Consider the following 14425-nt stretch of genomic DNA (forward strand, 5'->3'; position numbering starts at 1 on the left):
ATGCATGGATACAACTTATCGAACCTGAGGTCGCTGCACTTCACGGCTGGTGGCGTGGTCAAACACAGTGGGAGCAATCCCAGGTGCCGACATTCGTCGGCGCCGTCCCAGCGGTCGAAGGAGGCCGCCATGTCCAGTCGATCAATCCTATTTGCAGTATTGGGTCTGACCTTGAGTGGTTGTGCCGTTTCTGATGATGGTCGTTACTACGGCGGCTATTACGGCGGCAGTAGTAGCTATAACGTGCAGCGTTATGAGGTGTATCCGACGTACCCCACGTACCGGGTTTACCGCTATGAGGATGACCGCCGTTACAACTGGCACCAGGATCGCTATCAGGAGCGGCGCCACCATCACTATGCGCCGGGTTACGACGGGCGCTACGGCTGGCAGGGGCATGATCGGCGCAATGATCGCCGGGATGAACACCGCGGCCATGAGCATGCGCGGCCGGTACCCAATGTCCACGGCTACAAGCCCTCGCGCCACGATGACAACCGCTACCAGCAGCGCGAGTACGGACGTAATCAGGTGCTCTCGCGCCCGCAGCCCGGCAAGCACTACCAGATCAGGCGCGAGGATCGACCGCGCCATCAGCAGCGCCATGACGATAGGGAAGTGCGTCGAGAACGCAATTAAACTGGCCAGTGGCCGAGCATGAAAAAGCCGGCCTGCTAAATGGCAGGCCGGCTCTCTGTTGGCCACCTTGCGTTGGCTGCTGCGCTACAGGATGACCTTGTCGCGCAGCTTCTCGGCGGCATGGTTGAGCGCCTGGATGACTTTCTCCTTGTCGTAGTTCTGGATGCCGTTGGTATCCAGGTACATGGAGAAACCGGGCAGTTCGTGCTCGACATAGCTGGACTTGGCGCCCAGGTCGCGGCGGAAGTCCACCACCTCGTAGATCTGCACCGGGCGGCTGAAGCCCTTGACCGTGATCTGGCCCTTGTCGCGGCACATGATCACGTCCTTGATCAGCGAGTAGGCTTCGTGGGAGATCAGAATCTCGCCGGCTTCGGCCGAACTTTCCAGGCGGCTGGCCAGGTTCACTTCGCGACCGATGATGGTGTAGTCCATGCGCGTGTCGGCGCCGAAGTTGCCCACCGTGCAGTAGCCGGTGTTGAGGCCCATGCGGATTTCCAGCGGCTTGGTGATGCCCTGGGCGCGCCACTGCTGGCGCAGTACCTTCATGTGCTTGCGCATGGCGATGGCCATGGACACGGCGTTGACGGCGTCCTGCTTGGCGCCTTGGGTCTTGGGGTCGCCGAAGAACACCAGCACGCTGTCGCCGACGAACTTGTCGATGGTACCGCCGTATTTCAGGGCGATCTTCGACATCTCGTTGAGGTAGGTGTTGAGGAGGTCGGTGAGCTGTTCGGCTTCCAGTTCCTCGGACAGCTCGGTGAAGCCTTTGATGTCGGAGAAGAACACGGTGAGTTTCTTGCGCTGGGTCTCCAGGCGCACGTGCTTCTTGCCGCTGAAGATCATTTCCCAGACCTGTGGCGACAGGTATTTGGCCAGGTTGCGCGCCAGGCGGGCGGCTTTTTCCTGCTCTTTCTTGATCTCGCTGCGAATCAGGGTCAGGCGTTGGCCCTGGGCATGCACGAAGAAGGCGGTGATGCAGATATACAGCGTGGCTAGCAGGATGCTGACCATGGCCACCAGGATCGGCGTGGCCGCATTGATTTTCGGCTGCAGCAGGGCGGTGTTCAAGGCCATGCTGCCAGCGGCGATCAGCAGGGTCAGACCCATGTAGCGCAGACCTCCGGAGATCAGCGCACTGAAACTGAGGGTCAGCAGGATCATCAGCCCCGGTACCACCGAGAAACCCATCAGCACGGCGGCAGCGCCTGCATGGGCAGAGTCGATGAACAGCAAGCTGAGGCGCGTCTGCTGCGGATAGTCCTGCTTGAAGCGGTTGCCCAGGTGATGGGCCAGGTGTGGGTAGAGCAGGGCGTAGGGCACCATCCACAGGATGTCGTAGGCGAAGTGCTGGGCGTAGGTGCCGGCGGCGATGCTGGCGGCGGTGGCGATGTAGGCCAGCACGCGTGAGTAGTATTCGCGCAGCAGCGGGGCGGACTGAACCTGGGCAGGTAACTTCATGAAGTGAAACGATCCCCGATAGTTTTCTGACGCTTCTAAGCGAGCGTTCAGACGGTCTGCAAAACCTGAACCAGTGTTGCGGCAGGAGGAGGATCATAACCAAGCGTATGCTCGGCGGCCAAGTGCGACCGCCGAATGGTGATTTTCGCAGGCTGCCTGGTTCAGCTGGCCGCAGGTTGCATGGCGGCCTTGTAGAGGGACTGCCGTGGCTGGGCGAAGACCCGGCGCAGCATGGGCTCGAAGAACGCCAGGGGCAGGGTTTCGCCCTGTGGGTCAAAGGCGGCGGCGTCGTAGCGGGCGCAGAACTCGATGGTGCGCTGGTACTGCGGGTGCTCCTTGAACTGTTCGCGCAGGTGGCGATCCAGGCCCAGGTGATGGAAGAAGTAGTAGCCCTGGAAGATCCCGTGTTTTTCCACCATCCACAGGTTTTCCGCGCTGACGAACGGCTTGAGGATGGCGGCGGCGATATCCGGGTGGTTGTAGCTGCCGAGGGTGTCGCCGATGTCGTGGAGCAGGGCACAGACCACGTATTCCTCATCTTCACCGGCGCGGTGGGCCAGGGTGGCGGCCTGCAGGGAGTGGCTCAGGCGATCCACCGGAAAGCCGCCGAAGTCGCCATCCAGCAGTTTGAGGTGGCTCAGGATACGGTCCGGCAAGTGCTTTGCGTAGGCAGCGAAATCCTCGGCGATGATGGCCCAGTCCTCGGCCTGGCCGTCTTGCATATGGGTGAAACGGGCGCGGCTGTTCATCAGGTCGGTCTCGTTCTTGTTGTAACCGATGACGGTGCGATCAGAAGCGGATGCGCCCGGTGAAGGCGTCCTTGAGCATCACCCAGTCGCCCATCAGGCTGTACAGCGGGTACTGGAAGGTGGCCGGGCGGTTCTTCTCGAAGACGAAGTGGCCAACCCAGGCAAAGCCATAGCCGGCGACCGGCAGGGCCAGCAGCCAGAGCCATTGCTGGGTCAGCAGGCTGTAGCCGAGGATGGTCAGGACCAGCAGGCTGCCGACATAGTGCAGGCGCCGGCAGATATCGTTGCTGTGTTCCTGCAGGTAATAGGGATAGAACTCGGCAAAGCTCTGGTAGCGTTCGGTGGGTGCGGCGCTCATGGCGTACCTCCTGTCATTGTCGACGGACAGTGTAGGGTGGCTGTCTTCTGCGGCCAGTGACATACAGTGCCAGTTTAGTATCCTTGCGCCGCCAGCCTGCGCTTGAACAGAACAAGAATTAGCCTATGAGCGAACGTACCACTTCATCCAGTTGGGCTTCCGGCATCGTTGCGGCGCTGGAGCTGGGCGGTGTCGACTGCCGCAGCCTGTTTGCCCGCCTGGGCCTGGATTACGCGGCACTCAGCGATGCCGATGCGCGCTTCCCGCAGGATGCCATGACCCGCCTGTGGCACCTGGCCGTGGAGGCCTCCGGCAATCCGGCGATCGGTCTGAACATGGCGAAGACCCTGCGTCCGTCGTCGTTCAACGTGGTCGGCTATGCGGTGATGTCCAGTCGCAACCTGCAGGAAGGCTTCGCCCGTCTGGTGCGCTATCAGCGGATCATCGGTGAGGGTGCCGACCTCAGCTTCCACCCCACGCCGGAAGGCTACGAGATCGTTCTGGCCATCCACGGTGATCGCCTGCCTTCCGCAAGCCAGAGTGCCGAAGCATCGCTGGCGTATTCCCTGGCGTTCTGTCGCTGGCTGACCGGCAAGCCACTGAGTCCGCGTCTGGCCAGCTTCATGGGCCCGCCGCCAGCGGATATGCAACCCTACCGTGAAGTATTCCAGTGCCCGCTGAAGTTCAACGCCGAGCGCTATGCGCTGTTGTTCGAACGGGCCGACCTGGATGCGCCGCTGCCCTCGGCCAACGAGGCGCTGGCGCAACTGCATGATCGTTTTGCCGGCGATTATCTGGCGCGCTTCTCGGGCAGCCGGGTGACCCATCAGGTGCGTCAGGTGCTGTGCCGCCTGCTACCGCAGGGTGAGCCCAAGCGCGAGACCGTGGCGCAGGCTCTGCTGCTGTCCGAGCGCACCTTGCAGCGCCGCTTGCAGGATGAAGGCACCAGCTATCAGCAGTTGCTCGACGATACGCGCCGCGAGCTGGCCGGCCAGTACCTGACCCAGCCCAACCTGACCTTGCTGGAGATTTCCTATCTGCTGGGTTTTGCCGATCCGAGCAATTTCTTCCGCGCATTTCGCCGCTGGTTCGATGTCACCCCAGGCGAGTATCGCGCGCGCTTATAAGGTTTGATCCGGCCGGGCAGCATTGCGCTGATCGGCTGTCAGCCCTCTGCGTCAGGCGCAGAGGGCTATCCACTCAGCCGACGGTCACCTGCGGCATGGCCGGCATGGTTACGGTCTGCTCGGCGCGCGGGGCTAGCACTTCGGCTTCGCCATCGACCACTTGCTCAGCGTTCTGGTTGAACACCCGGGTGGCCAGGCGCACGCGGCCCTTGGGCAGCTTTTCCAGCACTTCCAGTTTTACCGTCAGGGTGTCGCCCAGTTTCACCGGACGGGTGAACTTGAGCTGCTGGCCGAGGTAGATGGTGCCCGGGCCGGGCAGGCGGCAGGCGATGGCCGCGCTGATCAGTGCGCCGCTGAACATGCCGTGGGCGATACGTTCCTTGAACATCGTTTCGGCGGCGAAGGCGGCGTCCAAGTGGACCGGGTTGTTGTCGCCGGATACGGCGGCGAACAGCTGGATGTCGCGCTCTTCAACGGTCTTGTCGAAGCTGGCCTGCTGGCCGACCTCGAGGGCTTCGTAGGGGATATTGGTGACCTGGGTCATGCGGGCTCCTGGACAGGTGTGGGGCACTGACGGCTGTGGGCGAGGGTCGCGTCCAGCCAGTCGAGCAGGTAAGTGGTCACCTCGTCGCGGTTGCTCTCGTTGAGCAGCTCGTGGCGGGCGTCGGGGTAGATCTGCAGTTGCACGTCCTTGAGGCCGGCGGCGCGCAGCGCACCGGCCAGATCAGCAAGACGCTTGCCCTCGCTGACCGGGTCACGGTCACCGCCGATCACCAGCAGCGGCAGGTCGCTGTCGATCTGTGCCAGGTTGTCGACCTGGCTGATGTACTGCATGCCACCGAGCAGGTCGATCCACAGCTGGTTGCTGCAGGGGTGGCCGCAGAACGGGTCGTGGATGTACTTGTCGACTTCTGCCGGGTCGCGGCTGAGCCAGTCGAAGGCCGTACGGTTGGGCTTGAAGGCCTTGTTGAACGAGCCGAAGGAGAGGAAGTCGATCAGCTTGCTGTGGCCGCCCGGCCCCTGACGCCAGCGCTCGGCACGGGCAATCAGGCTAGCCAGCTTGTACAGCCGCGGCGACTGATAATTGGAGCCGGAGAGGATGGCGCCCTGCAGGCTGCAACTGTGGCGCATCAGGTAGGCCTGGCCGATGTAGCTGCCCATGCTGTGTGCCAGCAGGAAGATCGGCGCCTGCGGGTGCTGCTGGCGGATATGGTGATTGAGGCTGGCCAGGTCGCCGACCACCTTGCTCCAGCCGTCGGCATCGGCGTAATGGCCGAGTACGCCGCGTTCGGCGGTGCGGCCGTGGCCGCGTTGGTCGAGGGCGTACACGGCAAAGCCGTCGGCGACCAGGCTCTCGGCCAGGCGCGCATAGCGGGCGCTGTGCTCGGCCATGCCGTGGGCGATCATCACCACGGCCTTGGGCGGGCTCTCGCCATGCCAGTGGTTGACCAGCAGGGCGCTGCCGTCAGTGGCGCTGAGCCAGAAGTCTTGGTGCTGCATGGCGGGTCCTTGTGCCCAGGATGTCGCGGCATTGTGCATGGGCGGGGCGGGGCAGGCCAAGTACTGTTCAGCGCACTGGATTGGCGTATCGCTGGAGAATGCGCGTGTATTCGCCGCTGCTGTGCAGTTCGGCCAGGCCGCGGGCGAAGATGGCTGCCCAGTCCGGTTGTCCGGGTTTCTGGGCGGTGAAACCGACAAATAGCGGAATGCGCTCCAGGGCTGGCTCCTGCCAGTGCAGGCGGCCGCGCAAAGCGGCATCCTGGTTGATCAGGTAGTCGCCGACGGTACGTTCCAGCAACACCAGATCGAAACGCCGCGCCGCCAGTTTGCGCAGGTTGCTGATGTCGTCCACGGCTTCTTCGGCGCTGAAGCCCGAGCGCAGCAGGTTGGGTGGATAGCCATAGCCGCGCACGATGCCGACGCGCTGGCCACGCAATTCGCTCAGGCTCTGATAGGCCACCGGTTTGCTCTTGCGTACGAAGAAGCCCAGCTGGCTGTAGAACAGCGGGCGCGAAGCGATCAGCTGTTCCTCGATGATTTCCTGTGGCCACAAGGCCAGCGCGCCCTGGTAATTGCCACTGCGCAGGTCGGCGCGCACCCGTGCCCAGGGCAGGAAGTCCACCTGCGCGACATGGCCCTGGGTAGCGAAGGCGCGTACGGTCAGCTCGACGATGCTGCCGCCGGTCGGCAGCGCCTGCGAGCAGTACGGCGGGTATTCCAGGGTGGCTAGGCGCAGCTCTGCGGCCACAGGCAGGCTCAGGCAGAGGGAGAGCAGTAGGGCGGACAGGCTCAGGCGCATTAGGACGGGTCGTGATGACTAACTATTAGCTATAGCTCAACAGAGTGGTGATCGCTCTGCAATCATTGGCAAGATTCATGCGGTCAATGAGTCAGTCGTGGGTATTTGCCTGCGTCCGTGGAGCTGTTAAGTTCCGGGGCAGCCCGGCTGTTGTCTTGACGGTCGGTTAGGATTTTCAGGTCAAGGGGAATAACAACAATGCAACCTGACTTTTGGGACGACAAACGCCCGGCTGGGGTCTCCAATCAACTCGATCTCTCCACCTACCGCTCGGTGGTCGAAGTGTTCGAGCGTTCCTGCAAGAAGTTCGCTGACCGACCGGCGTTCAGCAACCTCGGTGTCACGCTGACCTATGCCGAGCTGGAGCGCCATTCAGCGGCGTTCGCCGGCTGGTTGCAGAAAAACACCGACCTCAAGCCCGGCGACCGTATCGCCGTGCAGATGCCCAATATCCTGCAGTACCCGATTGCCGTGTTCGGTGCCATGCGCGCCGGCCTGATCGTGGTCAACACCAACCCGTTGTACACCGTGCGCGAGATGCGTCACCAGTTCAATGATGCTGGTGTACGGGCCTTGGTTTACCTCAATACCTTCGGCAAGTCGGTGCAGGACGTGCTGCCCGACACCCCGATCGAGTACCTGATCGAAGCGCGCATGGGCGACCTGATGCCGAGCCTCAAGGGCTGGCTGGTCAATACCCTGGTGAATAAGGTCAAGAAGCTGGTGCCGGACTACAGCCTGCCGCAGGCACTGGCATTCAAGGACGTGCTGCGCAATGGTCGCGGGCATGCACTGAAACCGGCCAAGGTCGCTTTCGACGATGTCGCCGTGCTGCAGTACACCGGTGGCACCACGGGCGTGGCCAAGGGCGCCATGCTGACCCATGGCAACCTGATCGCCAACATGCAGCAGGTGCACAACTGCCTGCAGCAGACGGCGGAAGACGGCCAGCCGCTGATGAAGGAGGGTGGCGAGATCATGATCGCGCCGCTGCCGCTCTACCATATCTATGCCTTCACCGCGAACTGCATGTGCATGATGGTCAGCGGCAACCACAATGTGCTGATCACCAATCCGCGCGACATTCCGGGCTTCGTCAAGGAGCTCGGCAAGTGGCAGTTCTCCGCGTTTCTGGGGCTCAACACCCTGTTCGTTGCGCTGATGGACAATCCCGAGTTCAAGAACCTCGATTTCTCCCGGCTCAAGCTGACCAACTCCGGCGGCACCGCGCTGGTTAAGGCCACGGCCGAGCGCTGGCAGCAGATGACCGGTTGCGCCATTGTCGAAGGCTACGGCCTCACCGAAACTGCGCCGGTCGCCACCACCAACTGCTACGGCAAGCTGGCGCGCCTGGGCACCGTGGGCATTCCGGTGGCAGGCACGGCGCTCAAGGTGATCGATGACGACGGTGTCGAGCAGCCGATCGGCGAACGTGGCGAGCTGTGCATCAAGGGCCCGCAGGTGATGAAAGGCTACTGGCAGCGCCCGGAAGCCACCGCCGAGGTACTGGATGCCGAAGGCTGGTTCAAGACCGGTGACGTGGCGGTGATCGACCCGGACGGCTATGTACGCATCGTCGACCGCAAGAAGGACATGATCATCGTCTCTGGCTTCAACGTGTACCCCAACGAGATCGAGGACGTGGTCATGGCTCATCCGAAGGTTGCCAGCTGCGCGGCCATCGGTGTGCCGGACGAGAAATCCGGCGAGGCGGTCAAGCTGTTCGTCGTGCCGCGCGAGGGCGGTATCAGCGTGGAAGAGTTGAAGGCCTTCTGCCGGGAGAACTTCACCGGCTACAAGGTGCCCAAGCACATCGTCTTCAGGGACGCCTTGCCAATGACACCGGTCGGCAAGATTCTGCGTCGCGAACTGCGCGATATCGCCTAAAAGCCCTATGCTGCCTGCTGTCCGGAGAAGTTTTCCGGATAGTCAAGAAAATGACCGTCCAGCATTGGGTGGTCATTTTTATGACCGTTCGGGGCAGGTTTGGTGCTAGTCGGTGTTTGGCAAAGCTGCTACTCTCGGCCCGATTTTTTGCCGACCCGTCGGCGAAAACGCACACCAATCACAAAAAATAACCGCCATTGCGCGGTGTAAATAAGCTGTTGCTCAGGAGTAGGCTTTTCATGACCGAAAACTTCTGGAAGGACAAGTACCCTGTCGGGATCGCTGCCGAGATCGATGCCGACCAGTACCCCAATATTCAGACCGTACTGAAACAGTCCTGCCAACGCTTTGCCGACAAGCCTGCGTTCAGCAACCTGGGCAAGACACTCACCTACGGTGAGTTGTACGAGTTGTCCGGCGCCTTTGCCGCCTATCTGCAGAATCACACCGACCTTCAGCCCGGCGACCGCATCGCCGTGCAGCTGCCCAACGTCCTGCAATACCCGGTCGTGGTATTCGGTGCCCTGCGTGCCGGCCTGGTGGTGGTCAACACCAACCCGCTGTACACCGCGCGGGAGATGGAACACCAGTTCAACGACTCCGGCGCCAAGGCCCTGGTCTGCCTGGCCAACATGGCCCACCTGGCCGAGGAAGTGCTGCCCAAGACCGGCATCAAGCACGTGGTGGTCACCGAAGTCGCCGACATGCTGCCGCTGCTCAAGCGCACCCTGGTCAACTTCGTCGTCAAGCATGTGAAGAAGATGGTCCCGGCCTACAATCTGCCGCAGGCCGTATCGATCAACCAGGCCCTGGCCAAGGGCCGTGGCAAGCCGGTCAAGGAAGCCAGCCCGCACAACGGCGATGTCGCCGTACTGCAGTACACCGGCGGCACCACCGGCGTGGCCAAGGGTGCGATGCTGACCCACCGCAACCTGATCGCCAACATGCTGCAATCCAAGGCGCTGATGGGCTCCAACCTCAACGAGGGTTGTGAGATCGTCATCTGCCCGCTGCCGCTGTATCACATCTACGCCTTCACCTTCCATTGCATGGCGATGATGCTCACCGGCAACCACAACATCCTCATCACCAACCCGCGCGACCTGCCGGGCACCGTGAAGGAACTGGGCAACTGGAAGTTCAGCGCCTTCGTCGGCCTCAACACCCTGTTCGTCGCCCTGTGCAACAGCGAAGACTTCCGCAAGCTGGACTTCTCCGCGCTGAAGCTGACCCTGTCTGGCGGCATGGCCCTGCAACTGGCTGCGGCCGAGCGCTGGAAAGCCGTCACCGGCTGCGCCATCTGCGAAGGTTACGGCATGACCGAAACCAGCCCGGTGGTGTCGGTCAACCCGTTCCAGAACATCCAGATCGGCACCATCGGCATCCCGGTTCCGTCGACCCTGTGCAAGGTCATCGACGACGCCGGCAACGACCTGCCGATGGGCGAGCGTGGCGAGCTGTGCGTCAAGGGCCCGCAGGTGATGAAAGGCTACTGGCAGCGCCAGGAAGCCACCGACGAGATGCTCGACAAGGATGGCTGGCTGAAGACCGGCGACATCGCCGTGATCCAGGATGACGGCTTCATGCGCATCGTCGACCGCAAGAAGGACATGATTCTGGTGTCCGGCTTCAACGTCTACCCGAACGAGCTGGAAGACGTGCTGGTGACCCTGCCGGGCGTGCTGCTGTGCGCCGCCATCGGCGTGCCGGACGAGAAGTCCGGCGAGGCGATCAAGGTCTTCGTGGTGGTCAAACCAGGCGAAAGCCTGACCAAGGAGCAGGTGATGGAGCACATGCGTGCCAACCTTACCGGCTACAAGGTGCCGCGCACTGTCGAGTTCCGTGACAGCCTGCCGACCACCAACGTCGGCAAGATCCTGCGCCGCGAGCTGCGTGACGAAGAGCTGAAGAAGATCGCCGCCAAGGCCTGATGCCTGCGCTGCAATGATAAAGCCCCGCTTCGGCGGGGCTTTGTCGTTTCTGCGCGGTGCTGCTTCCAAGGAGGGCAGGGCCCGCGCCTGAAAAGAGGCATTCAGGGGCTGCTTATGATCTCGCGAGATAGAGAAAAACAGCCGAGGAAGCGAAGTTTACGAGCCGTAATGAGCATGGCTCGTTTCACTCGCCCTTTGGGGCGCGCTAAACAAGCCGCGCTCCAAGGCTGTTTTGCGCCGAATAGCCGGCGTGCCGCAGATCGTAGGCAGGTGCTCAGAGCTTCTTGGCAGAGATGATCAGCACCGGCTGGCGCGGTACGTTCTGGTGCATGCCGCGGTTGCCGGTCGGTACCTGGGCGATCTTGTCGACCACTTCCATGCCGCGCACTACCTTGCCGAACACCGCATAGCCGAAGTCGCGGCCGCCGTGGTCGAGGAAGGCGTTGTCCTTGTGGTTGATGAAGAACTGGCTGGTGGCCGAGTCGACGACCTGGGTGCGGGCCATGGCCAGGGTGCCGCGCAGGTTGCGCAGGCCGTTGTCGGCCTCGTTCTTGATCGGATCCTGGGTGTCTTTCTCGCCCATGTCGGCATCGAAGCCGCCGCCCTGGACCATGAAACCGGGGATCACCCGGTGGAACTGGGTGCCGTCGTAGAAACCGGATTCCACATAGGCGAGGAAGTTCTTGGCGCTGATCGGCGCCTTGTCGGCGGCCAGCTCGATCTCGACTTCACCGAGGCTGGTGGTCAGCAGCACATGGGGATTCTCGGTGGCAGTCTCGGCGGCCATCAGGTTGAGGCTGAGCAGCAGGCTGCAGGCGGCGAGGGCAAGTTTGTTCAGCATGGGTAGGTCCTTGTTTTCAGGGTTTTTCGACTGAGCCAATAAAACTCAGCAGGGTCGTGTTGAACTGATCGGGCTGATCCATCGGTGTGGCATGGCGCGACTGCGGGATGACCACCAGGCGCGCGTCGGGCAGCCGCTCGACATAGCGTTCCTTGTGCGCCACCGGGGTGTAGTCGCGGTCACCGCTGATCACCAGCGTAGGACAGGTGATATTGCCCAGGTGTTCCCAGACGCTCCAGCCGATGATGGCATCCAGGCTGGCCAAATAGGCGCGTTTGTCGTTCTGCGGCCAGCGCTGCTCGATCTTCTGCCGCAGCTCGGCCTGTTCCGGACGCGGGAAGAGGATGCGTCCCAGGCCCTTGCCGATGGTCTCCAGGCTGAGCAGGCGCGAGAGTGCCCAGCGCTTACCCAGCTGCCACCAGTCGCCCAGGCTCTTGGCGCGCACTTCCGGGGTGCTGTTGACGATGGTCAGGCTATGCAGCAGTTCAGGGCGCTCGACGCCAAGCTGGAAGGCAATCATGCCGCCCATGGAAATACCGACCAGGTGTACCTTGCCGAGCTTGAGGTGCTCGATCAGGGCGGCCACGTCGTCGGCAAACTGCGCAATGCTGTAGGCCTCGTGCGGCTTGCCGGAACGGCCGTGGCCACGCACGTCGAGGGCGATCACCCGGTGGCTGCGGCTGAGCAGCGGCACCTGGTATTCCCAGTCACGGATGCTTGAGCCCAGACCGTGTACCAGCAGCAGTGGTGTGCCCTGGCCATGGTCCTCGAAGTGCAACTGGCAGCCGGCGTGTTCGAAATAAGACATGGCTGGGCCCTCAGTTGGCGGGTAGGGGCGCGGCGAACGGCGCATCGAGTGGGGCGGCATCGAAGGTCTTGATCAGTTCGACGAGAATCTGCGTGGCCGGGCCCAGCGGCTTTTCCTTGTTGGCATACAGCGAGAAGGAGGGGTTGCGCGTGCCGCCCTGGGCCAATGGCAGGGGCTTGAGCAGGCCTTCGCGCAATTCGCGCTCGATCAGGTGACGCGGCAGCCAGGCGAAGCCCAGGCCGCTGCTGACGAATGAGGCGGCGGTGGGCAGGCTGCCAACCGTCCAGCGCTGCTCGGCGCCGAGCCAGCCGACATCGCGCGGCTGGGTGCGGCCGGAGTCGCGGATTACCACCTGCATCTGGCTCTCCAGGTCCTGGAAGGTCAGTTCGCGCTGCAGGCGGTGCAGGGCGTGATCAGGATGGGCGACGGCGACGAACTCGACGCTGCACAGCTCGGTGCCCAGATAGCCGGAGATATTTAGGCTGGTGACAGCCAGGTCGGCGGTGCCTTCCAGCAACACTTCCTCGACTCCCGACAGCACTTCTTCACGCAGGCGCACGCGGCAGCCGCGGCTTTGCGGGATAAAGGCGGAGAGGGCGCGCACCAGGCGTGCGTTGGGGTAGGCGGCGTCGACCACCAGGCGCACTTCGGCTTCCCAGCCCTGTTCCATGTAGTGGGCCAGGTCTTCCAGCTGGCTGGCCTGCTTGACCAGTTGCCGCGAGCGCCGTAGCAGCACTTCGCCGGCCTCGGTCAGCACCGCCTTGCGCCCGTCGATGCGCAGCAGCGGCACGCCGAGCTGTTCCTGCATGCGTGCCACCGTGTAGCTCACCGAGGATTGCGAGCGATGCAGCACATCGGCGGCCTGGGCGAAGCCGTTGTGGTCGACCACCGCCTGCAGCGTGCGCCATTGATCAAGGGTGACACGGGGCGCTTTCATCGTTGCTTCCTCTTCTCTACTCTTGGTGTCCCCTGAAGGAGACGCTGCATGAAAAAGCTTTGCCTGGCTCTGGTCACTCTGTTGCCGCTCACCGCCGTGGCTTATCCGGTAGAAATGAACAAGCAGATGAATGGCGCCGAAGTGTCGGCGACGCTTGAGGATATCGACAGCGATATCGGCTCGGTGATGCTCTACAACTACGGTCAGCGCGCTGCCCAGTGCAAGGCCACGTTCCGCAATGGCCCGGATGCGCCGCGTACGCGCAAGATCGATCTGGCGCCGGGGCAGAACAGCAACCTGACGGTGAAGTTCGGCCGTCAGGTGATCAAGCTGCGTGTCGACCTGACCTGCAAGCCCATCTGAGAACCTGTTTACGATCTCCTGGCCGTCGGCCATACGGCGTTAAAAACAGCCTCGAAATGCTCATTTACAGCTCGTAAACTCCGCTTCCTCGGCTATTTTTGCCTTGTCTGGCTCTAGTCCAAAAGATCGTAAACAGGTTCTGAAGCGTTAAGCAGAGCTGTTGGCAGCCTAGTGCGGGGCTGCCTACAAATCAACTTAATCGATAGGTAATAGCGGTTTTTTGCGCTTTTTAATCGATCTGTATCACCCTAATCTGCCCCCATCGACGCACAACAACCCCCGATGGAGGTAAGCCAAATGTCCCGTGTCCTGGTTATCGAAAGCAGCGCCCGTAAAGAAGGTTCCGTATCCCGTCAGCTGACCGCCGACTTCATCGGCCAGTGGCAAGCCGCCAATCCGCAGGATCAGATCCAGGTCCGCGACCTGGCCGTGGAGCAGGTGCCGCATCTGGATATCGACCTGCTCAGCGGTTGGATGAAGCCGACCGAGCAGCAGAACGAAGTGGAGAAGGCCGCTGCCGCCCGTTCCAACCTGCTCACCGACGAACTGCTGGCCGCCGATGTACTGGTCCTGGCGGCACCGATGTACAACTTCGCCATCCCCAGCACCCTGAAATCCTGGCTAGACCATGTGCTGCGTGCCGGCGTCACCTTCAAATACACCGAAGCCGGCCCGCAAGGCCTGCTGACTGGCAAGCGCGCCTATGTGCTGACCGCCCGTGGCGGCGTCTACAGCGGCAGCGCGATGGATCACCAGGAGCCCTACCTGCGCCAGGCGCTGGCCTTCGTCGGCATCCACGACGTGACCTTCATCCATGCCGAAGGCCTGAACATGGGCGCCGAGTTCCTCGAAAAGGGCCTGGCCCAGGCGCGTGAGCAGCTGGCCAAGGTCGCCTGAAAACCTGTCTACGATCAAAAGATCGTAAACAGGCTCTGTAATACCGATCTTCCCTCCGGGCCGTGCTCCTCGGCCCGACGTTTGACCCGCTAGGCCTTGCGCCTGGCGGGTCATTTTTTATCCGGCTG

The 14425-nt window shown here is 62.4% G+C and carries 15 protein-coding genes; 6 read left to right on the top strand and 9 right to left on the bottom strand.

The window, feature by feature from the left end:
- Positions 1–129: 129 nt before the first annotated feature.
- Positions 130–639: a hypothetical protein gene (locus LRS11_RS12715; protein WP_260493352.1), complete on the top strand. Its 510-nt coding sequence runs from the start codon at positions 130–132 to the stop codon at positions 637–639.
- Positions 640–723: 84 nt separating this feature from the next.
- On the opposite strand, the gene LRS11_RS12720 is transcribed toward LRS11_RS12715, so the two are convergent.
- The 3 genes from LRS11_RS12720 to LRS11_RS12730 all read right to left on the bottom strand — a co-directional run bounded on the left by LRS11_RS12720 (position 724) and on the right by LRS11_RS12730 (position 3207).
- Complete coding sequence (locus LRS11_RS12720) at positions 724–2100, bottom strand: adenylate/guanylate cyclase domain-containing protein (RefSeq protein WP_260493353.1); 1377 nt, start codon at positions 2098–2100, stop codon at positions 724–726.
- 161 nt (positions 2101–2261) lie between these two features.
- A complete protein-coding gene (locus tag LRS11_RS12725; protein WP_260493354.1) occupies positions 2262–2849 on the bottom strand; it encodes an HD domain-containing protein in 588 nt (195 codons plus the stop codon).
- 40 nt (positions 2850–2889) lie between these two features.
- A complete protein-coding gene (locus LRS11_RS12730; protein WP_260493355.1) occupies positions 2890–3207 on the bottom strand; it encodes an Mpo1-like protein in 318 nt (105 codons plus the stop codon).
- 125 nt (positions 3208–3332) lie between these two features.
- Between LRS11_RS12730 and LRS11_RS12735 the strand changes: the two genes are divergently transcribed.
- On the top strand, positions 3333–4334 hold the full coding sequence (locus tag LRS11_RS12735) for an AraC family transcriptional regulator (protein ID WP_260493356.1): 1002 nt from the start codon (positions 3333–3335) through the stop codon (positions 4332–4334).
- A gap of 73 nt (positions 4335–4407) precedes the next feature.
- On the opposite strand, the gene LRS11_RS12740 is transcribed toward LRS11_RS12735, so the two are convergent.
- The 3 genes from LRS11_RS12740 to LRS11_RS12750 all read right to left on the bottom strand — a co-directional run bounded on the left by LRS11_RS12740 (position 4408) and on the right by LRS11_RS12750 (position 6633).
- Positions 4408–4878, bottom strand: coding sequence for a MaoC family dehydratase (locus LRS11_RS12740; RefSeq protein WP_260493357.1), 471 nt, complete (start codon positions 4876–4878; stop codon positions 4408–4410).
- Positions 4875–5834: an alpha/beta hydrolase gene (locus tag LRS11_RS12745; RefSeq protein WP_260493358.1), complete on the bottom strand. Its 960-nt coding sequence runs from the start codon at positions 5832–5834 to the stop codon at positions 4875–4877. The genes LRS11_RS12740 and LRS11_RS12745 overlap by 4 nt, the downstream gene beginning before the upstream one ends.
- Before the next feature lie 67 nt (positions 5835–5901).
- Positions 5902–6633, bottom strand: a complete 732-nt coding sequence (locus LRS11_RS12750) for a substrate-binding periplasmic protein (protein WP_260493359.1) — start codon at positions 6631–6633, stop codon at positions 5902–5904.
- A 198-nt stretch (positions 6634–6831) separates the two neighbouring features.
- Here LRS11_RS12750 and fadD2 point away from each other — a divergent pair, with 198 nt between their 5' ends.
- Together fadD2 and fadD1 are read left to right on the top strand one after the other, a co-directional pair.
- On the top strand, positions 6832–8520 hold the full coding sequence (gene fadD2 / locus LRS11_RS12755) for a long-chain-fatty-acid--CoA ligase FadD2 (RefSeq protein ID WP_260493360.1): 1689 nt from the start codon (positions 6832–6834) through the stop codon (positions 8518–8520).
- A gap of 239 nt (positions 8521–8759) precedes the next feature.
- Positions 8760–10451 carry a long-chain-fatty-acid--CoA ligase FadD1 gene (gene fadD1 / locus LRS11_RS12760; RefSeq protein WP_260493361.1) on the top strand — a complete coding sequence of 564 codons (1692 nt, stop codon included), beginning with the start codon at positions 8760–8762 and terminating at the stop codon, positions 10449–10451.
- Positions 10452–10725: 274 nt separating this feature from the next.
- Here fadD1 and LRS11_RS12765 read toward each other — a convergent pair whose 3' ends face one another.
- The 3 genes from LRS11_RS12765 to LRS11_RS12775 are packed head-to-tail and all read right to left on the bottom strand — an operon-like array spanning position 10726 to position 13037.
- Complete coding sequence (locus tag LRS11_RS12765; RefSeq protein WP_260493362.1) at positions 10726–11292, bottom strand: peptidylprolyl isomerase; 567 nt, start codon at positions 11290–11292, stop codon at positions 10726–10728.
- A 16-nt stretch (positions 11293–11308) separates the two neighbouring features.
- Positions 11309–12100: an alpha/beta fold hydrolase gene (locus LRS11_RS12770; RefSeq protein ID WP_260493363.1), complete on the bottom strand. Its 792-nt coding sequence runs from the start codon at positions 12098–12100 to the stop codon at positions 11309–11311.
- A gap of 10 nt (positions 12101–12110) precedes the next feature.
- On the bottom strand, positions 12111–13037 hold the full coding sequence (locus LRS11_RS12775) for a LysR family transcriptional regulator (RefSeq protein WP_260493364.1): 927 nt from the start codon (positions 13035–13037) through the stop codon (positions 12111–12113).
- Between the two features lie 48 nt (positions 13038–13085).
- Between LRS11_RS12775 and LRS11_RS12780 the strand changes: the two genes are divergently transcribed.
- Entirely contained in the window at positions 13086–13400 is a 315-nt protein-coding gene (locus tag LRS11_RS12780; protein WP_173204716.1) for a 3-phosphoglycerate kinase, read from the top strand.
- 297 nt (positions 13401–13697) lie between these two features.
- Positions 13698–14297 carry an FMN-dependent NADH-azoreductase gene (locus LRS11_RS12785; protein ID WP_260493365.1) on the top strand — a complete coding sequence of 200 codons (600 nt, stop codon included), beginning with the start codon at positions 13698–13700 and terminating at the stop codon, positions 14295–14297.
- Positions 14298–14425 lie beyond the last annotated feature (128 nt).

Source organism: Pseudomonas sp. J452, assembly GCF_024666525.1.
Classification (GTDB): Bacteria; Pseudomonadota; Gammaproteobacteria; order Pseudomonadales; family Pseudomonadaceae; genus Aquipseudomonas.

What these genes read in the sequence shown, in the direction of transcription:
- LRS11_RS12765 (WP_260493362.1), bottom strand. Translation starts at nt 11,292, where the DNA reads ATGCTGAACAAACTTGCCCTCGCCGCCTGCAGCCTGCTGCTCAGCCTC.
- LRS11_RS12730 (WP_260493355.1), bottom strand. Translation starts at nt 3,207, where the DNA reads ATGAGCGCCGCACCCACCGAACGCTACCAGAGCTTTGCCGAGTTCTAT.
- fadD1 (WP_260493361.1), top strand. Translation starts at nt 8,760, where the DNA reads ATGACCGAAAACTTCTGGAAGGACAAGTACCCTGTCGGGATCGCTGCC.
- LRS11_RS12735 (WP_260493356.1), top strand. Translation starts at nt 3,333, where the DNA reads ATGAGCGAACGTACCACTTCATCCAGTTGGGCTTCCGGCATCGTTGCG.
- LRS11_RS12715 (WP_260493352.1), top strand. Translation starts at nt 130, where the DNA reads ATGTCCAGTCGATCAATCCTATTTGCAGTATTGGGTCTGACCTTGAGT.
- LRS11_RS12745 (WP_260493358.1), bottom strand. Translation starts at nt 5,834, where the DNA reads ATGCAGCACCAAGACTTCTGGCTCAGCGCCACTGACGGCAGCGCCCTG.
- LRS11_RS12750 (WP_260493359.1), bottom strand. Translation starts at nt 6,633, where the DNA reads ATGCGCCTGAGCCTGTCCGCCCTACTGCTCTCCCTCTGCCTGAGCCTG.
- LRS11_RS12770 (WP_260493363.1), bottom strand. Translation starts at nt 12,100, where the DNA reads ATGTCTTATTTCGAACACGCCGGCTGCCAGTTGCACTTCGAGGACCAT.
- LRS11_RS12740 (WP_260493357.1), bottom strand. Translation starts at nt 4,878, where the DNA reads ATGACCCAGGTCACCAATATCCCCTACGAAGCCCTCGAGGTCGGCCAG.
- LRS11_RS12775 (WP_260493364.1), bottom strand. Translation starts at nt 13,037, where the DNA reads ATGAAAGCGCCCCGTGTCACCCTTGATCAATGGCGCACGCTGCAGGCG.
- fadD2 (WP_260493360.1), top strand. Translation starts at nt 6,832, where the DNA reads ATGCAACCTGACTTTTGGGACGACAAACGCCCGGCTGGGGTCTCCAAT.
- LRS11_RS12725 (WP_260493354.1), bottom strand. Translation starts at nt 2,849, where the DNA reads ATGAACAGCCGCGCCCGTTTCACCCATATGCAAGACGGCCAGGCCGAG.
- LRS11_RS12720 (WP_260493353.1), bottom strand. Translation starts at nt 2,100, where the DNA reads ATGAAGTTACCTGCCCAGGTTCAGTCCGCCCCGCTGCTGCGCGAATAC.
- LRS11_RS12780 (WP_173204716.1), top strand. Translation starts at nt 13,086, where the DNA reads ATGAAAAAGCTTTGCCTGGCTCTGGTCACTCTGTTGCCGCTCACCGCC.
- LRS11_RS12785 (WP_260493365.1), top strand. Translation starts at nt 13,698, where the DNA reads ATGTCCCGTGTCCTGGTTATCGAAAGCAGCGCCCGTAAAGAAGGTTCC.